The 18422-nt window shown below is 66.7% G+C and carries 13 protein-coding genes; 9 read left to right on the top strand and 4 right to left on the bottom strand.

Going from position 1 to position 18422, the window contains the following annotated elements; translation table 11 throughout:
• The 5 genes from acs to AC1DVM_RS18345 form a co-directional block, all read left to right on the top strand.
• Positions 1-1860: acetate--CoA ligase (gene acs / locus AC1DVM_RS18325; protein WP_477256731.1), on the top strand; the 1860-nt coding region annotated here is incomplete at its 5' end.
• Positions 1861-1973: 113 nt separating this feature from the next.
• Positions 1974-2234, top strand: a complete 261-nt coding sequence (locus AC1DVM_RS18330; protein ID WP_477256733.1) for a DUF6356 family protein — start codon at positions 1974-1976, stop codon at positions 2232-2234.
• A 65-nt stretch (positions 2235-2299) separates the two neighbouring features.
• On the top strand, positions 2300-2797 hold the full coding sequence (locus AC1DVM_RS18335) for a L,D-transpeptidase (protein WP_477256735.1): 498 nt from the start codon (positions 2300-2302) through the stop codon (positions 2795-2797).
• A 62-nt stretch (positions 2798-2859) separates the two neighbouring features.
• Positions 2860-3759, top strand: a complete 900-nt coding sequence (locus AC1DVM_RS18340) for a saccharopine dehydrogenase family protein (protein ID WP_477256737.1) — start codon at positions 2860-2862, stop codon at positions 3757-3759.
• Positions 3756-4541, top strand: coding sequence for a DUF4166 domain-containing protein (locus AC1DVM_RS18345; RefSeq protein WP_477256738.1), 786 nt, complete (start codon positions 3756-3758; stop codon positions 4539-4541). Before AC1DVM_RS18340 ends, AC1DVM_RS18345 begins: the two co-directional genes overlap by 4 nt.
• 16 nt (positions 4542-4557) lie before the next feature.
• On the opposite strand, the gene AC1DVM_RS18350 is transcribed toward AC1DVM_RS18345, so the two are convergent.
• Together AC1DVM_RS18350 and AC1DVM_RS18355 are read right to left on the bottom strand one after the other, a co-directional pair.
• A complete protein-coding gene (locus AC1DVM_RS18350) occupies positions 4558-5835 on the bottom strand; it encodes a class I SAM-dependent methyltransferase (protein WP_477256740.1) in 1278 nt (425 codons plus the stop codon).
• A 116-nt stretch (positions 5836-5951) separates the two neighbouring features.
• Positions 5952-6188 carry a DUF1674 domain-containing protein gene (locus tag AC1DVM_RS18355; protein WP_477256742.1) on the bottom strand — a complete coding sequence of 79 codons (237 nt, stop codon included), beginning with the start codon at positions 6186-6188 and terminating at the stop codon, positions 5952-5954.
• A 143-nt stretch (positions 6189-6331) separates the two neighbouring features.
• On the opposite strand from AC1DVM_RS18355, the gene htpX reads away from it, so the two are divergent.
• The 4 genes from htpX (at position 6332) to purH (ending at position 12123) form a co-directional block, all read left to right on the top strand.
• The gene (gene htpX, locus AC1DVM_RS18360) at positions 6332-7267 is read left to right on the top strand and encodes a zinc metalloprotease HtpX (protein WP_477256744.1); all 936 of its coding nucleotides are present in this window, start codon (positions 6332-6334) and stop codon (positions 7265-7267) included.
• Positions 7268-7272: 5 nt separating this feature from the next.
• Positions 7273-8586 carry an RsmB/NOP family class I SAM-dependent RNA methyltransferase gene (locus AC1DVM_RS18365; protein WP_477256746.1) on the top strand — a complete coding sequence of 438 codons (1314 nt, stop codon included), beginning with the start codon at positions 7273-7275 and terminating at the stop codon, positions 8584-8586.
• Positions 8587-8683: 97 nt separating this feature from the next.
• Positions 8684-10444: a heparinase II/III family protein gene (locus AC1DVM_RS18370; protein WP_477256748.1), complete on the top strand. Its 1761-nt coding sequence runs from the start codon at positions 8684-8686 to the stop codon at positions 10442-10444.
• 86 nt (positions 10445-10530) lie between these two features.
• On the top strand, positions 10531-12123 hold the full coding sequence (gene purH / locus AC1DVM_RS18375) for a bifunctional phosphoribosylaminoimidazolecarboxamide formyltransferase/IMP cyclohydrolase (protein WP_477256750.1): 1593 nt from the start codon (positions 10531-10533) through the stop codon (positions 12121-12123).
• Positions 12124-12322: 199 nt separating this feature from the next.
• Here the strand turns inward: purH and AC1DVM_RS18380 are convergent, their stop codons facing one another.
• Positions 12323-13732, bottom strand: a complete 1410-nt coding sequence (locus tag AC1DVM_RS18380; RefSeq protein WP_477256751.1) for an MFS transporter — start codon at positions 13730-13732, stop codon at positions 12323-12325.
• Between the two features lie 22 nt (positions 13733-13754).
• Positions 13755-18422: NAD-glutamate dehydrogenase (locus tag AC1DVM_RS18385; protein ID WP_477256753.1), on the bottom strand; the 4668-nt coding region annotated here is incomplete at its 5' end.

Raw genomic sequence — 18422 nt, forward strand, 5'->3', positions numbered from 1 at the left:
ATCCGGAATCCCGACGCTTTCTGGGCCGAGGAGGCGCGACGCATCCATTGGTTCAGGCAGCCGACCCGGATCAAGAACACCAATTTCGGCCCCGGCGAGGTCTCGATCCGCTGGTTCGAGGACGGCGTCACCAACGTGGCGTATAATTGCATCGACCGGCATCTCGACACCCGGGGCGATCAGGTCGCCATCATCTGGGAAGGCGACGACCCGTCGGAATCAAAAAAGATCACCTATCGCGAATTGCACGACGAGGTCTGCCGCATGGCCAACGTCATGCGCAATCGCGGCGTCGCCAAGGGCGACCGCGTCACCATCTACATGCCGATGATACCCGAGGCCGCCTACGCGATGCTCGCTTGCGCGCGGATCGGCGCCATTCATTCGGTGGTGTTCGGCGGGTTCTCGCCGGATTCGCTGGCAAGCCGCATCTCGGATGCGAAATCGGTCTTCATCATCACCGCCGACGAAGGCCTGCGCGGCGGCCGCAAGGTGCCCCTGAAGGTGAATGTGGACGCCGCCATCGAGCGCGCCGGCAACGTCGACCACGTGCTGGTCGTGCGCCGCACGGGTTCGCCCGTCAACATGGTGCCGGGACGCGACGTCTATTACGACGAAGCCGCCAAGATGGTCACCACCGATTGCCCCGTGGAGGAGATGAACGCCGAGGACCCGCTGTTCCTGCTCTACACCTCAGGCTCCACCGGCCAGCCCAAGGGCGTGCTGCACACCACCGGCGGCTATCTGGTGCATGTGGCGAGCACGCATCAATACATCTTCGATTATCATGACGGCGATATCTATTGGTGCACCGCCGATGTGGGCTGGGTCACGGGCCATTCGTATATCCTCTACGGGCCGCTCGCCAACGGCGCCACCACGCTGATGTTCGAGGGTGTGCCGACCTATCCGACGATCTCCCGGTTCTGGGACGTCATCGACAAGCACAACGTGAACATCTTCTAYACCGCCCCGACGGCCATCCGCTCGCTCATGCAGGCCGGCGAGGAGCCGGTGAAGAAGACGTCGCGCAAATCCCTGCGGCTTCTCGGCAGCGTCGGCGAACCGATCAACCCAGAAGCGTGGGAATGGTACTATCGCGTGGTCGGGGACAGCCGCTGTCCGGTGGTCGACACGTGGTGGCAGACCGAGACCGGCGGCATCCTGATCGCGCCGTTGCCCGGCGCCACCAAGCTCAAGCCCGGCTCCGCGACGAAGCCCTTCTTCGGCGTCATCCCGCAGGTGGTCGATGCCGACGGCAAGGTGCTCGAGGGCGCGGCCGAGGGCAATCTCGTGATCGCCGATTCCTGGCCGGGCCAGATGCGCACCGTCTATGGCGACCAYGAYCGCTTCGTGCAAACCTATTTCTCCACCTATCCGGGCAAGTATTTCACCGGGGACGGCTGCAGGCGGGATGCSGACGGCTATTACTGGATCACCGGYCGCGTCGACGACGTCATCAACGTGTCGGGCCACCGCATGGGCACGGCGGAGGTCGAATCGGCGCTGGTGGCGCATCCGAAGGTGTCGGAAGCCGCGGTCGTCGGCTATCCCCACGACATCAAGGGCCAGGGCATCTACGCCTATGTGACGCTCATGGCGGGCGAACAGCCCACCGAGGAGCTTCGCAAGGARCTGGTCGTGTGGGTCCGCAAGGAAATCGGCCCCATCGCGTCGCCCGACCTGATCCAGTTCGCCCCCGGGCTGCCGAAAACCCGCTCGGGCAAGATCATGCGCCGCATCCTGCGCAAGATCGCCGAGGACGAATTCGGCAATCTCGGCGACACCTCGACGCTCGCCGATCCCGCCGTCGTCGACGATCTGGTGACGAACCGCCAGAACAAGCGGGCGGGCGCCTGACGGCGCTCCCCTCCGCGCGTTTTGCTCTCGGTTGGACCGGGCTCGTCCCGGCCATCGACCCCTTGAGGCCAGCCGCACCGAACGGTACCATGCGCCCGCAATTGGAGGCGGCCATGTCCCTGAAGACCCTTTTCACCGAACATCCCGAGGCGGTCGGCGAATCCTATCTCGAACACATGGGCGTCGCGCTCAGTTTCGCCGGCCCGCTGCTGGCCGCCGGACTTGCGGCGCTGGTCCATGCGTTCCTGCCGTTCCTCTGCGTGACGACGGCGAGCGCGACGGTGAAGCGACTCTATGCGCGCATGACCAACCGCACGCCGCATGCGGCCCACGCGCCATCCGACCGCATGCTCGGATGGGATCCGATCATCTGATTATCCGCTGACGACGGAACCTGAGCCGTTGCATCGGCGTCTCAACCCACAGGGAGGGTTGAGACATGCGTGCGCGACTGGGTTTCATGATCGGGCTGGCGGTTCTGACGGGCGGGAGCGCCGCCGCACGGGAGGTCGTGCCCTTCGAGGCCGGGATCGCCCCCGGCACCGTCCTGATCCGGACCTCGGAACGGCGGCTCTATCTCGTCCGGGACGACGGCACGGCATTGCGCTACCGCATCGCGGTCGGAAAGCCCGGCAAGCAATGGTTCGGCGAGGCGCGGATCGACGGCAAATACGTGAAACCCGCCTGGTCGCCCCCGCTTGAGGTGAAACGCGACAATCCCCGCCTGCCCGACGTCATTCCCGGCGGCGCGCCCAACAATCCTATGGGGGTACGGGCACTGACCCTCGATCGTGACGAATATGCCATCCACGGCACGAACCGCCCGGATTCCATCGGCACCTTCGCGTCCTATGGCTGCATCCGCATGCTGAACGCGGATATCCTAGACCTGTACGAGCAGGTGGGGGTGGGGACGCGGGTGGTGGTTGAGCGATGACGCATTGATACGTCACAAAATTTTGCCATAGAGTTGCGGGCCGATCTCGTGAGGATCTGTTCGTGAAACGTATCGCCTCCCCCGCCGACTTGAATCCGGCGACGATTCTCGTGATTGGAGGCGGGGGAGCATTCGGCATCCGCTTGACCGAAGGTCTCCTTCAAACAACCGACTGCCGGGTCGTGGTGGCAGGCCGCACGCAGCGACATCAAGCAGTCGTCGCGGCTTTGGCAGAAAGCCACGGCCGAGAGCGTATCGGCGCCGTGACGCTCGACCGGCGCAATGCCGCGCCGGAGATACGGGAGATTCGTCCCTTCTGCGTGATCGATGCCGCCGGCCCTTTTCAGAACCAGGAGCCAAGCGTCGCGCGAGCGGCGATTGCAGCCGGTTGCCACTACGTGGATATCGCGGATGCGCGCGACTTCGTGGCGACGTTTCCGGCCCTCGATAGAGAAGCCCGCGCGGCCGGTGTTCTCGCCGCGACCGGCGCCAGTTCCACACCCGCGCTCTCCAGCGCGGCGCTCGATGCGATCACCCGGGGTTGGCGTGTCGTGGAGGTGGTCGAGATCGCGATTTCTCCGGGAAATCGCGCACCGCGCGGATTGTCCGTGGTGAAGGCCATCCTGAGTTATGCAGGCAGGCCCGTGCGCTTGCGTCTCGACGGAGCCTGGACCACGAAGCCGGCATGGGGCGAACTCGTGCGACGAACCATTCCGGGCCTTGGTCCGCGCTGGCTGTCGCTGTGCGAGACACCCGATCTCGATCTCGTGCCGGCGCGCTTTCCGGCAGTTCGCACGGCGATCTTCCGCGCCGGCCTCGAGATCCCGGCTCTTCATCTCGGCCTCTTTGTCCTCGCGCAGGCGGTACGTCTCCATCTGCTTCCGTCGCTCGGCCGGCTCGCGCGTCCCCTACGTGCAATCGCCGGGAGCTGGACAAGTACGGCAGCGATCGCGGCGGCATGAGCGGTTCGGCCAAGGGCGTCGGAGCCGACGGCGCCGCCGTCGAAGCTACGTGGTCGCTCGTAGCGGAAGCCGGGGACGGACCCAATATTCCGGTCCTGCCTGCGCTCGCGCTCGTGAAGGCCTTGTTGGAMGACCGTATCGCCGTCCGCGGCGCCATGCCGGCGGTCGGGATTCTGGGCCTCCCCGACATCGAGGCCGAATTCCGTCGTTTCGCGATCACGACGCGGCACGATGTGCGCCAGCGTGAGGCGGGCCTGTTTGTCTCCGCGCTCGGTCCATCCATGGACGCCATGCCACCGTCGCTACGGGATGTTCCTGCGGGCGTGAGGACGCGTATTCTGCGCGGCCGGGTGGATGTGACGGGCGCGAGCACCCTCGCCGGCCGCATGATCGCGTGGCTGTTCCGCTTTCCACGTCAGCACAACGATCTCGCAGCCGACGTCATGTTGACGCCGCAAAACAGCAGCGAAGTCTGGACGCGACGCTTCGGCGGCGCCACGTTTCGCAGCCGCCTTCGCCGCGACGACGGATCCGGTCGTCTCACCGAACAGTTCGGGCCGTTCGTGATGCTGCTGCATATCGCGGCGCATGAGAACGGTTTCAATCTGAACGCCACCGGATGGCGTCTCGGCGCGCTTCCGCTGCCACGTTTTCTGGCACCTCGCTCGCAAGCGCGTGCCTTCATCGACGGCACAGGCCGCTACCGTTTCGATGTGCCGATATCACTACCGCTCATCGGAGCGCTGGTTCATTACCGAGGCTGGCTGATAGCCGATCCATGAAGTCTCGGGGTTTTCCTTACCGGTACAGATCCGCCCGCGATGGCGGCAGCCCTGCGGGGCCGCGGGTGCGTTTCGACGCGAGGGTCTGGTTCACGCCTACCGCGCCGCGCTCGAAGGCGAGCGAGCAGCCGGCGAGATAAAGCAGCCACATGCGGGTTTTCTCAGGCCCCACCTCGGCTTCGGCCTCCTTGCGGCGGGCGTTGAGATTTTCCCACCAGAGACGCGTGGTGCGCTGATAATGCTCGCGCCAGGCCTCCACGTCGTGCACTTCGAAGCCGAAGCGCTCGAGATTCGAGACCGACATGCCCAGGTGATCGAGTTCGCCGCCGGGAAAGATGTAGCGGGTGAGCGCGCGATATTCGGGCTTGAGCTTGCGGAAGGCACGCTCGGAGCGTTTGGCGCGCCGCGCGATGGTGTGGTGGAGATACAACCCGCGTGGGCGCAGCAGCCGATGAACGGCGCGGAAATAATCGGGATAGTTGCGAATCCCGACCTGTTCGAACATGCCGATGGACGATATCTTGTCGAACTCGCCTTCCATCTGCGTGTAGTCGCGCAACACGACCTCGACGCGATCCTGCAATCCCAGCGCGGCGATTTTTTCGCGTGCGAGGGCCGCCTGCTCTTCGGAGAGGGTGACGCCCGTCGCCTTGACGCCGTAATGCTGGGCCGCGTGGCAGATGAGAGCACCCCAGCCGCAACCGATATCGAGGAAGCGATCGCCGGGCTTCAGCCTGAGCTTGCGGCAGATCATGTCGAGCTTGTCGAATTGCGCGCGGGCGAGATCGTCGTGCCAGTCGGGCTGAAAATACGCGCAGGTATAGACCATCTCGGGGTCGAGGAAGAGCCGATAGAAGGCGTTCGACACGTCGTAATGGTACGCGACGTTCTGCTTGTTGGTCTGTGGTCTGCCGTCGCGCGCGAAGGCGTTGTCCTTCACGCGATCGAGGGGGCGGGGCATGGCGCCGGGCGCGCGCCAGAAGTGCCACGCGGCCTCAATCGCCTTGCGCTTGCTCAGGCCCTTGAGCCGGCGGCCGATCTTGCCCTGCGGGCGCTGCGCCGCGAGATCGAAAATGGTGCCGTTCTTGATATCGAGCAGGCCCGCCACATGGGCATTGATGAGGGTGTCGAGATTGGGCCTGCGCATGAGGGCGGTGATGACGCTTTCGCGCTTGATCACCATGCACATGGCGTAGGAGGGCAGGTCGCGCGGGACGGTGGAGCCATCCCAGAGTTCGAAACCGAACTGGAGATCGAGGGCGCGGTGCGCCTCCTCCAGAAGGTCCCGAAACATTGCAAGCCGCCTCGCCCCACTCATGCCCCACCCTCGTTTGGCGGGAGATTAAGCGGGGCCGCTCGTGGAAACAACGTGCCGGCGCATTTCAGCCGGGGGTAACGCTTCCAGCTGGATCAGAAATCCGCCGCGATGCCTTTGACCTCCCAATCCGCGTAGCGCACCGGTTCGAGGCCGCCCCGGCCCCGATGCTCTCGAATCCTGGCGAGTTCCGCCGCGCGGGCGTCGATTTCCCGCCGCCGCTCGACCGCCTCGGCGAGAGCGCGCCTTGCCTCGGGCGTCAGCGTCTTTCCGGGGGCCGCGCCCTCGACGGACGCAACAGGGCTTGTGTCGGGAGTGTCGTTTATGCTCATGAAGCGCCTTACGCCTTTCTGATGCCTTGGCTCCCCCTCGGGTCCGCGACGGACCTCTTGGGGCAGAGCGGGACCGTTCCCACATAGACCTCGTGTGGCGGATTTCCAACGATCCGCCGGTTGCCTACGAGGTGGAGACCCGAATGAACACCGTCAAGACCGGAATGCTGCTGGCGGCGCTGACCGCCCTCTTCGGCGTTGTCGGCTACATGCTGGGCGGCGGCACCGGCATGTTGATCGCGCTCGCCTTCGGTGTCGCCACCAACGTCTTCGCCTATTGGAATTCCGACCGTCTCGCCCTGTCCGCCCATCACGCGACGGAGGTGGACGAGCGCACCGCGCCGGATCTCGTCCGCATGGTCCATGACCTGGCAAGCCGCGCCGGCCTGCCGCCGCCGCGGGTCTATCTCATCGACAATCCGCAGCCCAACGCCTTCGCGACGGGCCGCAACCCGGAAAATTCCGCCGTCGCCGCGACGACGGGCCTTCTTGCCATGCTGTCTCCGGACGAGGTGGCGGGCGTGATGGCGCACGAACTGGCCCATATCAAAAACCGCGACACCCTGATCATGACCGTCAGCGCCACCATCGCGGGCGCCATCGCCAGCCTCGCGCAGTTCGGCTTCCTGTTCGGCGGCCGGGGCGGCGAGCGGCCGAACGCCGTCGTGATGCTGCTCACCGCCCTCATCGCACCGCTCGCCGCCATGGTCATCCAGATGGCGATCAGCCGTTCGCGCGAATATGACGCCGACCGCATGGGAGCCACCATCCTGGGCAAGCCGATGGCGCTGGCCTCGGCGCTCGCCAAGATCGCGGGCGGCGTCTCCCATATTCCCAACGAGGACGCGGAGCGGCATCCCGCCACCGCGCCTCTCTTCATCATCAACCCTCTTTCAGGGCGAGGCATGGACAACTTCTTTTCCACACATCCGGCGACTGAAAATCGCATCGCCGCCCTGCAGGCTCTCGCCCAGGAAATGGGGCACGGCGTGACCACGGCGGCCGCCGCGCCGAGCTTCACGCGCCCTCCCCCTGCAAGTCCGTGGAACCGCACCACGCGCCGTGGGCCCTGGGGTTGAGCGCCGTGGCGCAGCCGGACAGCCAGGCGGGCCTCGGCCCCCGCCGCCTTGCCTGGGAGGCCGTTTCCGAAACCCTGAAGCGGCGCGTTCCCCTCGACGACGTGCTCGACGAACTATCGCCCGCCGCCGATCTTTCGGCCCGCGACGAGGCATTGGCCCGCGCCATCTGCATCGTCACCTTCCGCCGCCTCGGCACCATCGGCAGCGCCTTGCGCGAGCGGCTCAACAAGGGGCAGCGCGACGAACGTCTCCTGCATCTTCTCGCCATTGGCGCAGCGCAGATCCTCTTCCTCGACGTGCCCGACCACGCGGCCGTCGATACCGCCGTTCAACTGGCGCAGGGCGATTACAAGCTGAAACATGCCGATGGACTGATCAACGCCGTGTTGCGGCGGGTCGCCCGCGAGCGTGACGCGATCCTGAAACCCGCCGATGCGTTTCTGGATACGCCCGACTGGCTGGAAGATCGGTGGGTCGCGCAATACGGCGAGGCCACCGCTCGACGGATCGCCGAGGCGCATCGCTCCACGGCCTCGGTCGATATCTCGGTGAAAAGTGACGCTGCGGGATGGGCGGAGAAACTCGGCGGCGCTCTGCTGCCGACGGGCAGCATTCGTCTGGTGGAGCGGGTGCCGATCCGCGAATTGCCGGGATATGAGGACGGCGAATGGTGGGTGCAGGACGCAGCCGCAGCGCTTCCGGCGCGCCTGCTGCGGGCGACAGCCGGTGAGCGCATCGCCGATCTCTGCGCGGCTCCCGGAGGCAAGACCGCCCAACTGGCGGCCGCCGGGGCCGAGGTCTTGGCGGTCGACCGCTCGGCCAAGCGCCTCGTACGCCTCGAACAGAATCTCGCACGGCTCAACCTGAAGGCCGAAACCCGTGCCATCGCGGCCGAGAAGCTCGACGAGCCACCCTTCGACGGCATTCTGCTCGATGCGCCCTGCTCGGCCACGGGGACGATCCGCCGCCATCCGGACGTCACCTGGACCAAGGGCGAGGACGATCTGCGGAAACTCATCGCGCTGCAGAGCCGGCTGCTCGACAAGGCTGCGAGCCTTTTGAAGCCGGGCGGGCGCCTCGTCTATTGCACCTGTTCGCTGGAGGCGGACGAGGGCGAGAAACAGGCCGATGCGTTCCTTGAGCGCCATCCGGATTTCGTCCGCTCACCCATCGAACCCGCGGAAGTGGGGGGCGAGGCGGAGTGGGTCACTCCCAAGGGCGATCTGCGGACCTTGCCGTTCCATCTCGACGGCGCCGAGCCCTATCGCGGCGGCGTCGACGGGTTCTTCGCGGCACGTTTTGTCCGCAGCCTTTCCTGACAAAAACGGCGGTTGGTTACCCGATCTTAACCGAACGGCGAGCAGAGCTTCATAAGGGCTGCGACGGAATGTGGCAGAACAACAGGAGCGCACCTTCGTGAATTGGGGGCCGGACCGCTGGCGGCTTTATGGCCTCGCACTCCGCGAGGCCGGCCGCGCTCTGCGCGAAAGTCTCTCGTGGGGCCTGTCCCGCATCCGTATGAGTTCGCCCTCGCCGACCCGGCTTCTGTTCGCCCCGCAGGATCTGCGCACCGCCGATCCCACCATCGCGTCCGACATCTATTCGGGCTTCTTCGCATTCGCCGGCCGGTCGATCACCACCAGCGGCCGTTCGCCTTTCGGCTTCGTGCCGCCGAGCCGGGCCTGGGCGGAGGCGCTCTACGGGTTCGGCTGGCTGCGCCACCTGCGGGCAGCCGGCACTGCACTCGCGCAGGCCAATGCCCGCTCCCTGGTGGACGAGTTCGTCTCGTCGCGCCTGGGTGACCGGCGCACCGCGCACGATACGCAGATCGTGGCCCGCCGGCTGATCTCCTTCATCAGCCAGTCGCCGCTGATCCTCGAGGGAGCCGATCACGCCTTCTACCAACGCTTCCTGCGGATCGTCGGCAACCTGGTGCGGGACCTCGAACGGCACCTGCGGGCCGGCGCCCTGCCCCAGCAGCAGCTCACGGCCGCCATCGCGCTCTGCTACGCGGGCCTTTGCTGCGAGGGTCTGGAGAAGACGCTGCGCCGCTCGTCCCGGCTCCTCGCCCGGGAACTGGATCGCCAGGTCCTCGCCGATGGCGGGCATGCCAGCCGCAACCCGCGGGTCCTGGTTGATCTGCTGTTCGATCTGCTCCCCCTGCGCCAGATGTTCGCCAGCCGCGAGGTCGACACGCCCGAGGCCTTGCTGCGGGCCATCGACCGGATGCTGCCGATGGTGCGGCTGTTTCGGCACGGGGACGGCACTCTGTCGCATTTCAACGGCATGGGGGTCACGGCCGCCGACCATCTGGCGACGCTCCTGACCTACGATGACATGCGCAGCCAGCCGATCCACCACGCACCGTTCTCCGGCTATGAGCGCATGGAGGCGGGCCGCACCCTTCTGGTGGCCGATGTGGGCGCTCCGCCGCCCATTCCGCTCTCGACCGAGGCCGGGGCCGGTTGCCTGTCGTTCGAATTCTCCAGCGGCGCGCAGCGCATCGTGGTCAATTGCGGCACGCCGCGCATTGCCAACGATTCCATCCTGCAGGCATCCCGCTCGACCGTGGCGCATTCGACGGCGTCCATCAACGATGTGTCGTCGAGCACGCTCGTCTCTCTCAAAGGTCATGCGATCGACCGCATGGCCGCGCGCTGGCTTCTCGACCGGATCGGCCCCGTCGTCGTCGCAGGACCGCAGCGCGTGACGGCGGAGCGCTCGGAGCGCGACCGTGTCCAGACCCTCAACGCCACGCATGACGGCTATGCCCGGCGCTTTGGCCTGACGCACGAACGGCGCTGGCACCTGTCGCATGACGGTGACCGCGTGGAGGGCGAAGACCTGTTCTGGGGCGAAGGCTCGGCCAAGCCGTCGAACGACGCCATCATCCGTTTCCATCTCGCACCCGGCATCAAGGCGAGCCGCGCTCAAGGCGGGCGGGTCGTCATGCTCGTGCTGCCGAACCGCGAGGCGTGGCAGTTCACCGCGAGCCCCGGCGACGCCTTCGTGGAAGACAGCATCTTTCTTGCGACGCCCGACGGCATGAAGCGCACCGAACAGATCGTCCTCTCGCTGAAGCCGCACGAAACCCCCTCCGTGCGCTGGCGCTTCGAGCGTCTGGCCCGCAGCTTCAACCCGAGCCCACGCGCCGAGCCCGGGCCGGAATTGCTCTGACGGCGGCGTCCGCACGCGGGCCGAGGTTCCCTAACCGGGCCCGCTATGCTATCGCGCGCAGCAATTCCCCCGAACGGAGCCGCCTCATGCCGAGCGACCTCAAGCGCGTCACCCGCGCTCTTCTATCCGTGTCCGACAAGACCGGTCTCGTGGATTTCGCGCAGGCGCTGGTGGCACGGGGCGTGGAGCTCGTCTCGACGGGGGGAACCCGCAAGGCGCTGGCGGAAGCCGGACTCGCCGTGCGCGACGTGAGCGATCTGACGGGTTTCCCGGAGATGATGGACGGACGCGTCAAGACGCTGCACCCGGCCGTTCATGGAGGGCTGCTGGGCATTCGGTCGAATCCCGAGCATCAGGCTGCGATGCTCGCCCACGGGATCGGACAGATCGACCTGCTGGTGGTCAATCTCTACCCGTTCGAGGCAACGGTGGCGGCAGCTAAGCCCTACGACGATTGCATCGAGAACATCGACATCGGCGGCCCGGCGATGATCCGCGCGGCGGCCAAGAACCACGGCGACGTGGCGGTGGTGGTCGACAATGCGGATTACGCGGCGGTGCTCGACGACATGGCGACCCATGAGGGTTCGGTCAGTCTCACGCTGCGCCGCCGCCTCGCGCAGAAAGCGTATGCGCGCACGGCCGCCTACGACGCCGCGATCTCCAACTGGATGGCCGACGAACTGAAAGACCCGACGCCGCCCTTCCGCGCGCTCGGCGGCGCCATCGCCGAAGTGCTCCGCTATGGCGAAAATCCGCATCAGACGGCAGCCTTCTACCGCACGCCCGAACAGCGCCCGGGGGTCGCGACCGCAAGGCAGGTGCAGGGCAAGCAGCTTTCCTACAACAACATCAACGACACCGACGCCGCCTACGAGGCAGTCGCCGAATTCGATCCGGCCCGCTCCGCCGCCATCGTCATCGTCAAGCACGCCAATCCCTGCGGCGTGGCGGAGGGCGCGAGCCTGCGCGACGCCTATGAGCGGGCGCTTCGCTGCGACCCGGTCTCGGCCTTCGGGGGAATCGTTGCGATGAACCGCACGCTCGACGCCGATGCCGCAAAGGCCATCGTGGAGATCTTCACCGAGGTCATCATCGCCCCCGACGCGACCGAGGAGGCCATCGCCATCGTGGCGGCGAAGAAGAACCTTCGCCTGCTCGTCGCCGGCCACCTGCCCGATCCCCGCCGAGGGGGCCTGACGCTGCGCACCGTCGCGGGCGGCTTTCTGGCCCAGAACCGCGACAATGCGGTGGTCGATAAGATGGACCTGAAGGTGGTGACGAAACGCGCGCCGACCGAGCGCGAGCTCGCCGATATGCGCTTCGCCTTCCGCGTCGCCAAGCACGTCAAGTCGAACGCCATCGTGTATGCCCGGGACGGCGCCACGGTGGGCATCGGGGCGGGCCAGATGAGCCGCGTCGATTCCTCCCGCATCGCGGCCTGGAAGGCCGCCGAGGCCGCCAAGGCGGCCGGTCTGCCCGAGACTCTCGCGAAGGGATCGGTCGTCGCCTCCGACGCCTTCTTCCCCTTCGCGGACGGCCTATTGGCCGCGGCGGAAGCGGGCGCGACCGCGGTGATCCAGCCCGGCGGCTCCATGCGCGACGACGAGGTGATCCGCGCCGCCGACGAGGCGGGGCTTGCCATGGTGTTCACGGGGTATCGTCACTTCCGGCATTGATGCGGGCCATCGAGGCGGGGAATCCTGCTCTTTCCCTCCCCCTTGCGGGGAGGGGTAGGGGTGGGGGTGGTTCGACCGGGCGGCCCGGACCTCGTCCCGCGCCCTGCCGTGGCGCTCTACGCCTGACGCTCGGCCAAAACTCCACCACCCCCACCCTCAATCCCTCCCCGCAAGGGGGAGGGAAGCACCGTGGAGTTCGCTAAACCCGCTTCACGCCGCTCAGCAACCATCCGCCGGCGCAGAAGAACAGGATCAGCACGGCGGGTCCCGCGGCCTGCGTCTGGAACATCCAGGTGGCCGCAGCCACCATCAGGGGTGCCAGGAACGACGTCACTTTTCCCGACAGGGCGAGCAGGCCGAAATACCGGCCGGCCTCGGAGGCCGGGACTAGCCGGGCAAGGAGGCTGCGGGATGAGGCCTGAAGAGGGCCCGCCACCGCGCCGATGAACAAGCCGAGCGCCAGGAACAGTTTTTCGGGAACGCTGCCGTAAAGCCCCTCCGTCGCCGGGGCCGTGGGGACGACGAACAGGATATGGTCGTTGCCCAAGGACAGGATGCCGAGGCACACGATGGCCAGCACCGCGATGGCGCCGAGAATCACCGGCTTGGCGCCGACGCGATCGTCGAGCCTGCCGCCGATAAGCGCGCCGATCGTGCCGGTGACCGTCAGCATGATGCCGAAGATCCCCAGTTCCGTGGCCCGCCAGCCGAACACGCCGGCGCCGTAGATGCCGCCGAACGCGAACAGGGCCACGAGCGCGTCCTGATACACCATGTTGGCAAGGAGAAAGCGACCGACGCTGTGGTGACGTCTGGCATCGGTGATCGTGCCGCGGACCTGCGCCAGGCCCTTCTTGACCGCGTCGCGCAGGCTCAGCGCCGAGCGCTCCACGTCCGGCGTGAAGATGAAGAGCGGCAGGATGAACAGCAGAAACCAGACCGCCGAGAACGGACCGGTGGCGCGGTCTCCCTCCATGTGGATCGGGTCGAGGCCAAGAAGCGGGCGGAAGCCCGCGAGGGTCAGTCCCGTCTTCGGGTCGGCGGCGAGAAAGCCCAGCACGATCACCAGCGAGACCAGACCGCCGAAATAGCCGATGGCCCAGCCGGTGCCCGACAATCGACCGAAGCGCTCCGGCGGCACGAGACGTGGGATCATGGCATTGTTGAACACCGCCGCGACCTCCACCGCGATGGTGCCGACGGCGAAACCCATCAGCGCCACGGGAATCGCATGAGCCTGCCCGGGCGCTGCGAACCAAAGGGCGAACGAAGAGACGAACAGGACCAGCCCGCAGGAGGCGATCCACGGCTTTTTCGGGCCGGTCGCATCCGCCACCGAACCGAGGATCGGCGACATGAAAGCCAGCACCAGTCCGGCGCAGGCCGTCGCGAACCCCCACAGGCTTTGACCCGTTACCGGATCGGGCGCCAGCGACGCCGCGAAATAGGGCGCGAACACGAATGTCGTCACCAGAGTGAAGAAGGGCTGGCAGGCCCAGTCGAACAGCAGCCAGCCGAGAATGGCAGGTTTCGACGCCATGCCGGCGCGTCGTGCACCTGCGACGGGGCTTGCGGCCGAGAGCGACCGCGGCAGGTCCTGCTGATTCACCGTCTCTCCTTCGCTGGCGCGATCAATGGCGCGCCAGGTCGCCGAGCAGGCTCGCCGCCACCGTCACTTTCGACAGGCTGAGGCCCGACAGCACGATGTTGTCGACAGCACTTCTGATGCGGGTCACGTCCGCGCCGCGCTGCTCGCTCCAGGCCGCCACCCCCGCGACGCCGGCGGCGCCGCTGGCGGCGACCTCCGCCGTCAGGTTGCGGTGCGCCGTCGCGATGCTGTCGATGGCGCGGTCCAGTGCCAACCGGTCGAAGTAATCGCTCACCGCGATGTCCCGCGCGCTGTTGATCAGCGACCCGAGCCGGAACGCCGCCTCGATGGCAAAATGCGTCCGCGCGATATCCTCGACGGGTTTCCCGGTGCGCTCGGCGGTCAGCACGATATCGGGCGCCGCCACCAAATCGGGGATCGCCGCCATGCGGCGCGCGAGATCCGCCGGGACCTTCTGTTCGACGAAGGCATTCGTGCGCGCATGCCATTGCGCCAGCGCATCCTCGGAGAGCGTCTTGGGAAGGCCTGCGGCGACCTCGGCGATTCCGGCCGAGTAGGTGCCGATGATGTCCGCCAGCGATTGTTTGGTGAAATCGACGTTGCGGATGAACCATACGATGCGGTTCATCAGCAGGTCCTGAAGATCGCCGTAGAGTTCGAGCTGCACGGCGCCCGGCACCGCGCCGTCGAGCGCATCGATGGCAAGGTTGAGTTCTCCCAGGCCGAACGAATCCCGCGTCGCCGCATAGGCGGCAGCGATCGTCGGCGCATCGGCGCCCGTCTGGTCGACGAGACGCGCCACCATCGTGGGCCCGCCGCGATTGATGATCGCGTTGGCGAGCTGGGTGGCGATGATCTCACGGCGCAAGCGATGGCTGGCAACCGCGTCCGGAAAACGCTCGCGCATGGCCTCGGGGAAATAGCGCTCCAGCTCCTTGCCGAGATACGGATCGTCCGGCACGGGACTGTCGAGCAATTCGTCATGGAGCGAGAGCTTCGCATAGGCGAGCAGGATCGCGAGCTCGGGCCGCGTCAAGGCTTCGCCGCGCCGCGCGCGCTCGGTCAGGGCGGCGTCGTCCGGCAAATACTCGATGGCGCGATCGAGGCGTCCCTGCGCCTCCAGCATGTGCATCAGGCGCCGGGCGAAACCAAGATCGCCGACGCCGCGCCGCTCGGACAGGGAGAGCGCCAGCGTCTGCAGGTAGTTGTTGCGCAGTACCAGTTTTGCCACGTCGTCGGTCATGTCGACCAGAAGGGCGTTGCGATCCTCCTCGTTGAGGCGGCCATCCCGCTCGGGGATTGTGAGCCCGATCTTGATGTTGACCTCGACGTCGGACGTGTTGACGCCGGCCGAATTGTCGATGGCGTCGGTGTTGAGCTTCACGCCGGTGCGCGCCGCCTCGATGCGGCCGCGTTGCGTCATGCCGAGATTGGCGCCCTCGCCGATCACCCGCGCATGGACGTCCCCGCCGGTGATGCGGATCGGATCGTTGGCGCGATCGCCGACCTCCTCGTCGGTCTCAGTGGAGGCGCGGATATAGGTGCCGATGCCGCCAAACCACAAGAGCCCGACCGGCGCCTTCAGAATCGCGCTCATGACTTCGGCGGGCGTCGCCTTGTCCTTCTCGATCCCGAGTTGCGCGCGCACTTCCTCGGAGAGGGGAATCGACTTTGCGCTGCGCGAAAAGATGCCGCCGCCCTTCGAGATGAGCGCCTTGTCGTAATCCTGCCAGCTCGAGCGGGGCAAGTTGAACAGGCGCTCGCGCTCGACGAAGGAAAGCTCGGGGTCGGGATCGGGATCGAGGAAGATGTCGCGGTGATCGAATGCCGCCACCAGCTTGAGCTTGCGCGACAGCAGCATGCCGTTGCCGAACACGTCGCCCGACATGTCGCCGACGCCCGCCACCGTGACGGGCTCGGACTGGATGTCGATGTCCATCTCGCGGAAGTGGCGCTTGACCGCTTCCCAGGCGCCCCTGGCCGTGATGCCCATCTTCTTGTGGTCGTAGCCCTGGCTGCCGCCCGACGCGAAGGCGTCGCCGAGCCAATGGCCCTTTTCCTTCGACAGCGCGTTGGCGGTGTCCGAGAACGTCGCCGTGCCCTTGTCGGCCGCCACCACGAGATACGGGTCGTCGCCGTCGTGCCGCACCGTATCGGGAGGTGGCACCAGGTGGTCGTCGACGATATTGTCGGTGAGCTGCAGGAGCGTGCGGATGAAGATGCGGTAGGCTTCCGTGCCCTCCGCCAGCCAGGCCTGCCGATCGGTCGGAGGCGGCAGGTGCTTGGGAACGAAGCCGCCCTTCGCGCCCACCGGCACGATCACGGCGTTCTTCACCTGCTGCGCCTTGACGAGGCCGAGCACCTCGGTGCGGAAATCCTGCGGCCGGTCGGACCAGCGCAGGCCCCCGCGCGCGACGCGGCCGAAGCGCATGTGGACGCCTTCGACGCGCGGCGAATAGAGGAAGATCTCGTAGAGCGGCTTGGGCAGCGGCAGGCCGTCGACCTTGGCGCATTCGAACTTGAACGCGATGGTCTGGCGCGGCAGCCCGTTATCCTCGAGCTGGAAATAGTTGGTGCGGATTGCCGCCTCGACGAGGTTGATGAAGCGGCGCAGGATGCGGTCGTCGTCGAGGCTCGTGACGTCGCGCAGCAATTCCTCGATCTCGGCGCGGATGTCCGCTTCGCGCTTCCGGCGCGCGTCCGCATCCTCGATCCGCGGGTCGAACCGGGCGTAGAACAAGGCGACGATCCGGGTGACGATCTCGCTGTGACGCGCCAGGGTCTCGGCGAGATAATCCTGCGCGTAGGGAATGCGCGTCTGGCGAAGATAGCGGCCGAGCGCCCGCACCATGGCGACGTCGCGCCACCCGAGCCCGGCTTCCAGCACGAGCCGGTTGAACGCATCCGATTCCGCAAGGCCGCGGAAGAGCGCCAGAAGCGCGGCCTCGATCAGGTCCTGGATAGCATCGATATCGATGGGCCCGCCGGTCGCACGTTCCAGCGTCATGTCGTGGAGCCACACGCGGTCCATGCTCGCGTCGCCCGCCGACGCCACGCGGTATGTCCGCTCATTGACGACACGGAAGCCGAGATTTTCGAGCAGCGGCACGCGCTCCGACAGCGGCAGCGAGGAGCCGCGCGAAAAGACCTTCAGGTGAACGCGCTTCTCGTCGTCGCCTTGGCGGCGGAACAGATCGACGGCGCGGGGGCGCGCTTCGGAGAGTTGTTCGAGGATGCCCACATCGACAATGGCCTCGTCGGCGCTGAAGGCCTCGCGATAGGCGGCGCTGAACGCGTTGGCGTAGCGCGAGGCGAGCGCCCGGGCGCGCGGCCCGCCGACGCCGAGATCGAAGGCCTCGCGCAGGGCGTCCGCCCATGTGCGCACGATCGTCGCGATTCCCTTTTCGAGCGTGTCGCGGGGAACCTGCGGCGTCGTCCCCTCGTCGCGTCCGATGATGTAATGAGTGCGCGCCAGCGGACCTTCCGGATAGGCCGGATAGGCGGCCGAGAGACGGCCTTCGAAGATGCCCGCCAGGAATTCGCCGATGCGCCGCCGCGCATCCGTGTCGTAGCGCTCTTTCGGCACGAAGACGAGCACCGACACGAACCGGTCGAACTCGTCGGCCCGCACGAGGGCCCGAACACGCGGACGCTCGGACAAATTCATGATTTCGAGGGCGAAATCGTAGAGCGTATTCTCGTCGATCTGAAACAGCTCGTCGCGCGGATAGTTTTCGAGAACGTTTCGCAACGCGCGGCCCGCATAGCTCGACGGGTCGAAACCCGCCCGCGCGATGATCTTTTCAACCTTGTGCCGCAGATACGGGACCTCGCCGGTGGTGTTCGTATAGGCGCTCGCGGTGAACAACCCGACGATGCGCAACTCGCCCTGCAGGCGGCCATCGCCGTCGAAGAGCTTGACGCCCACGTAATCCAGATGCGCACGGCGATGGACGCGGGACTTCACGTTCGCCTTGGTGATGATGAGCGCTTTCGGCAGCTCCAGGAATTCGCGGATTTCCGGCGTCATGGCGACGAGCTCGCGGCCGCGTCTCAGCACGCGCACCGAGGGATCCCGCAACAGGCCGAGACCGGAACCTTCCACCGGATCGGCGGCGGTGTCGCCCGCCGGCAGGCGGTACTCGCGCACGCCCAGGAACGTGAAATTGTCGCGCGACATCCAGTCGAGGAAAGCCACCGCCTCGGCGGCCTCGTCGGCGGGAAGCGGCGGCGGATGAAGGCGGTAGCTTTCGACGATTCCGGTGACCTGCGCCCGCATGGCCGGGAAATCCTGCACCGCGACCGCCACGTCCTCGTAGACATGCGTCAGGGCCTCGACGAGGCGACGGCGCGCGGCTTCGTCGTCGATGCGCGGAAGGTGGATGTGGATGAAGCTCTCGCGCCTCACCCCCGCTTCGGCCGGCTGTCCGGTCTTGAGGGCTTCGCCGAACAGGCGCACGAGAGCGCCGGCTTCATCCCGTTCGACGGCGAGGATCGGGTGCGCCACGAGGAGGGGCTCGTAACCTTCATCGACAATCTCGGCGAGCGTCGAATCGAGCAGGAACGGCATGTTTTCGTTGACGACTTCGAGGACGGTCACGTCCCGCGCACGCCCTTCGCGCTCAACTTCGAGATCGAGAAGGCGGATATCCGCGCCCTGCCGGCGGGGCGACCTGAGATGCTCGTAGGC

This window comes from Microvirga sp. P4_A5, assembly GCF_056402495.1.

Coding starts and splice junctions, on each gene's coding strand:
- purH (WP_477256750.1), top strand. CDS start 10,531: ATGCCGAGCGACCTCAAGCGCGTCACCCGCGCTCTTCTATCCGTGTCC.
- AC1DVM_RS18330 (WP_477256733.1), top strand. CDS start 1,974: ATGTCCCTGAAGACCCTTTTCACCGAACATCCCGAGGCGGTCGGCGAA.
- AC1DVM_RS18335 (WP_477256735.1), top strand. CDS start 2,300: ATGCGTGCGCGACTGGGTTTCATGATCGGGCTGGCGGTTCTGACGGGC.
- AC1DVM_RS18350 (WP_477256740.1), bottom strand. CDS start 5,835: ATGTTTCGGGACCTTCTGGAGGAGGCGCACCGCGCCCTCGATCTCCAG.
- htpX (WP_477256744.1), top strand. CDS start 6,332: ATGAACACCGTCAAGACCGGAATGCTGCTGGCGGCGCTGACCGCCCTC.
- AC1DVM_RS18355 (WP_477256742.1), bottom strand. CDS start 6,188: ATGAGCATAAACGACACTCCCGACACAAGCCCTGTTGCGTCCGTCGAG.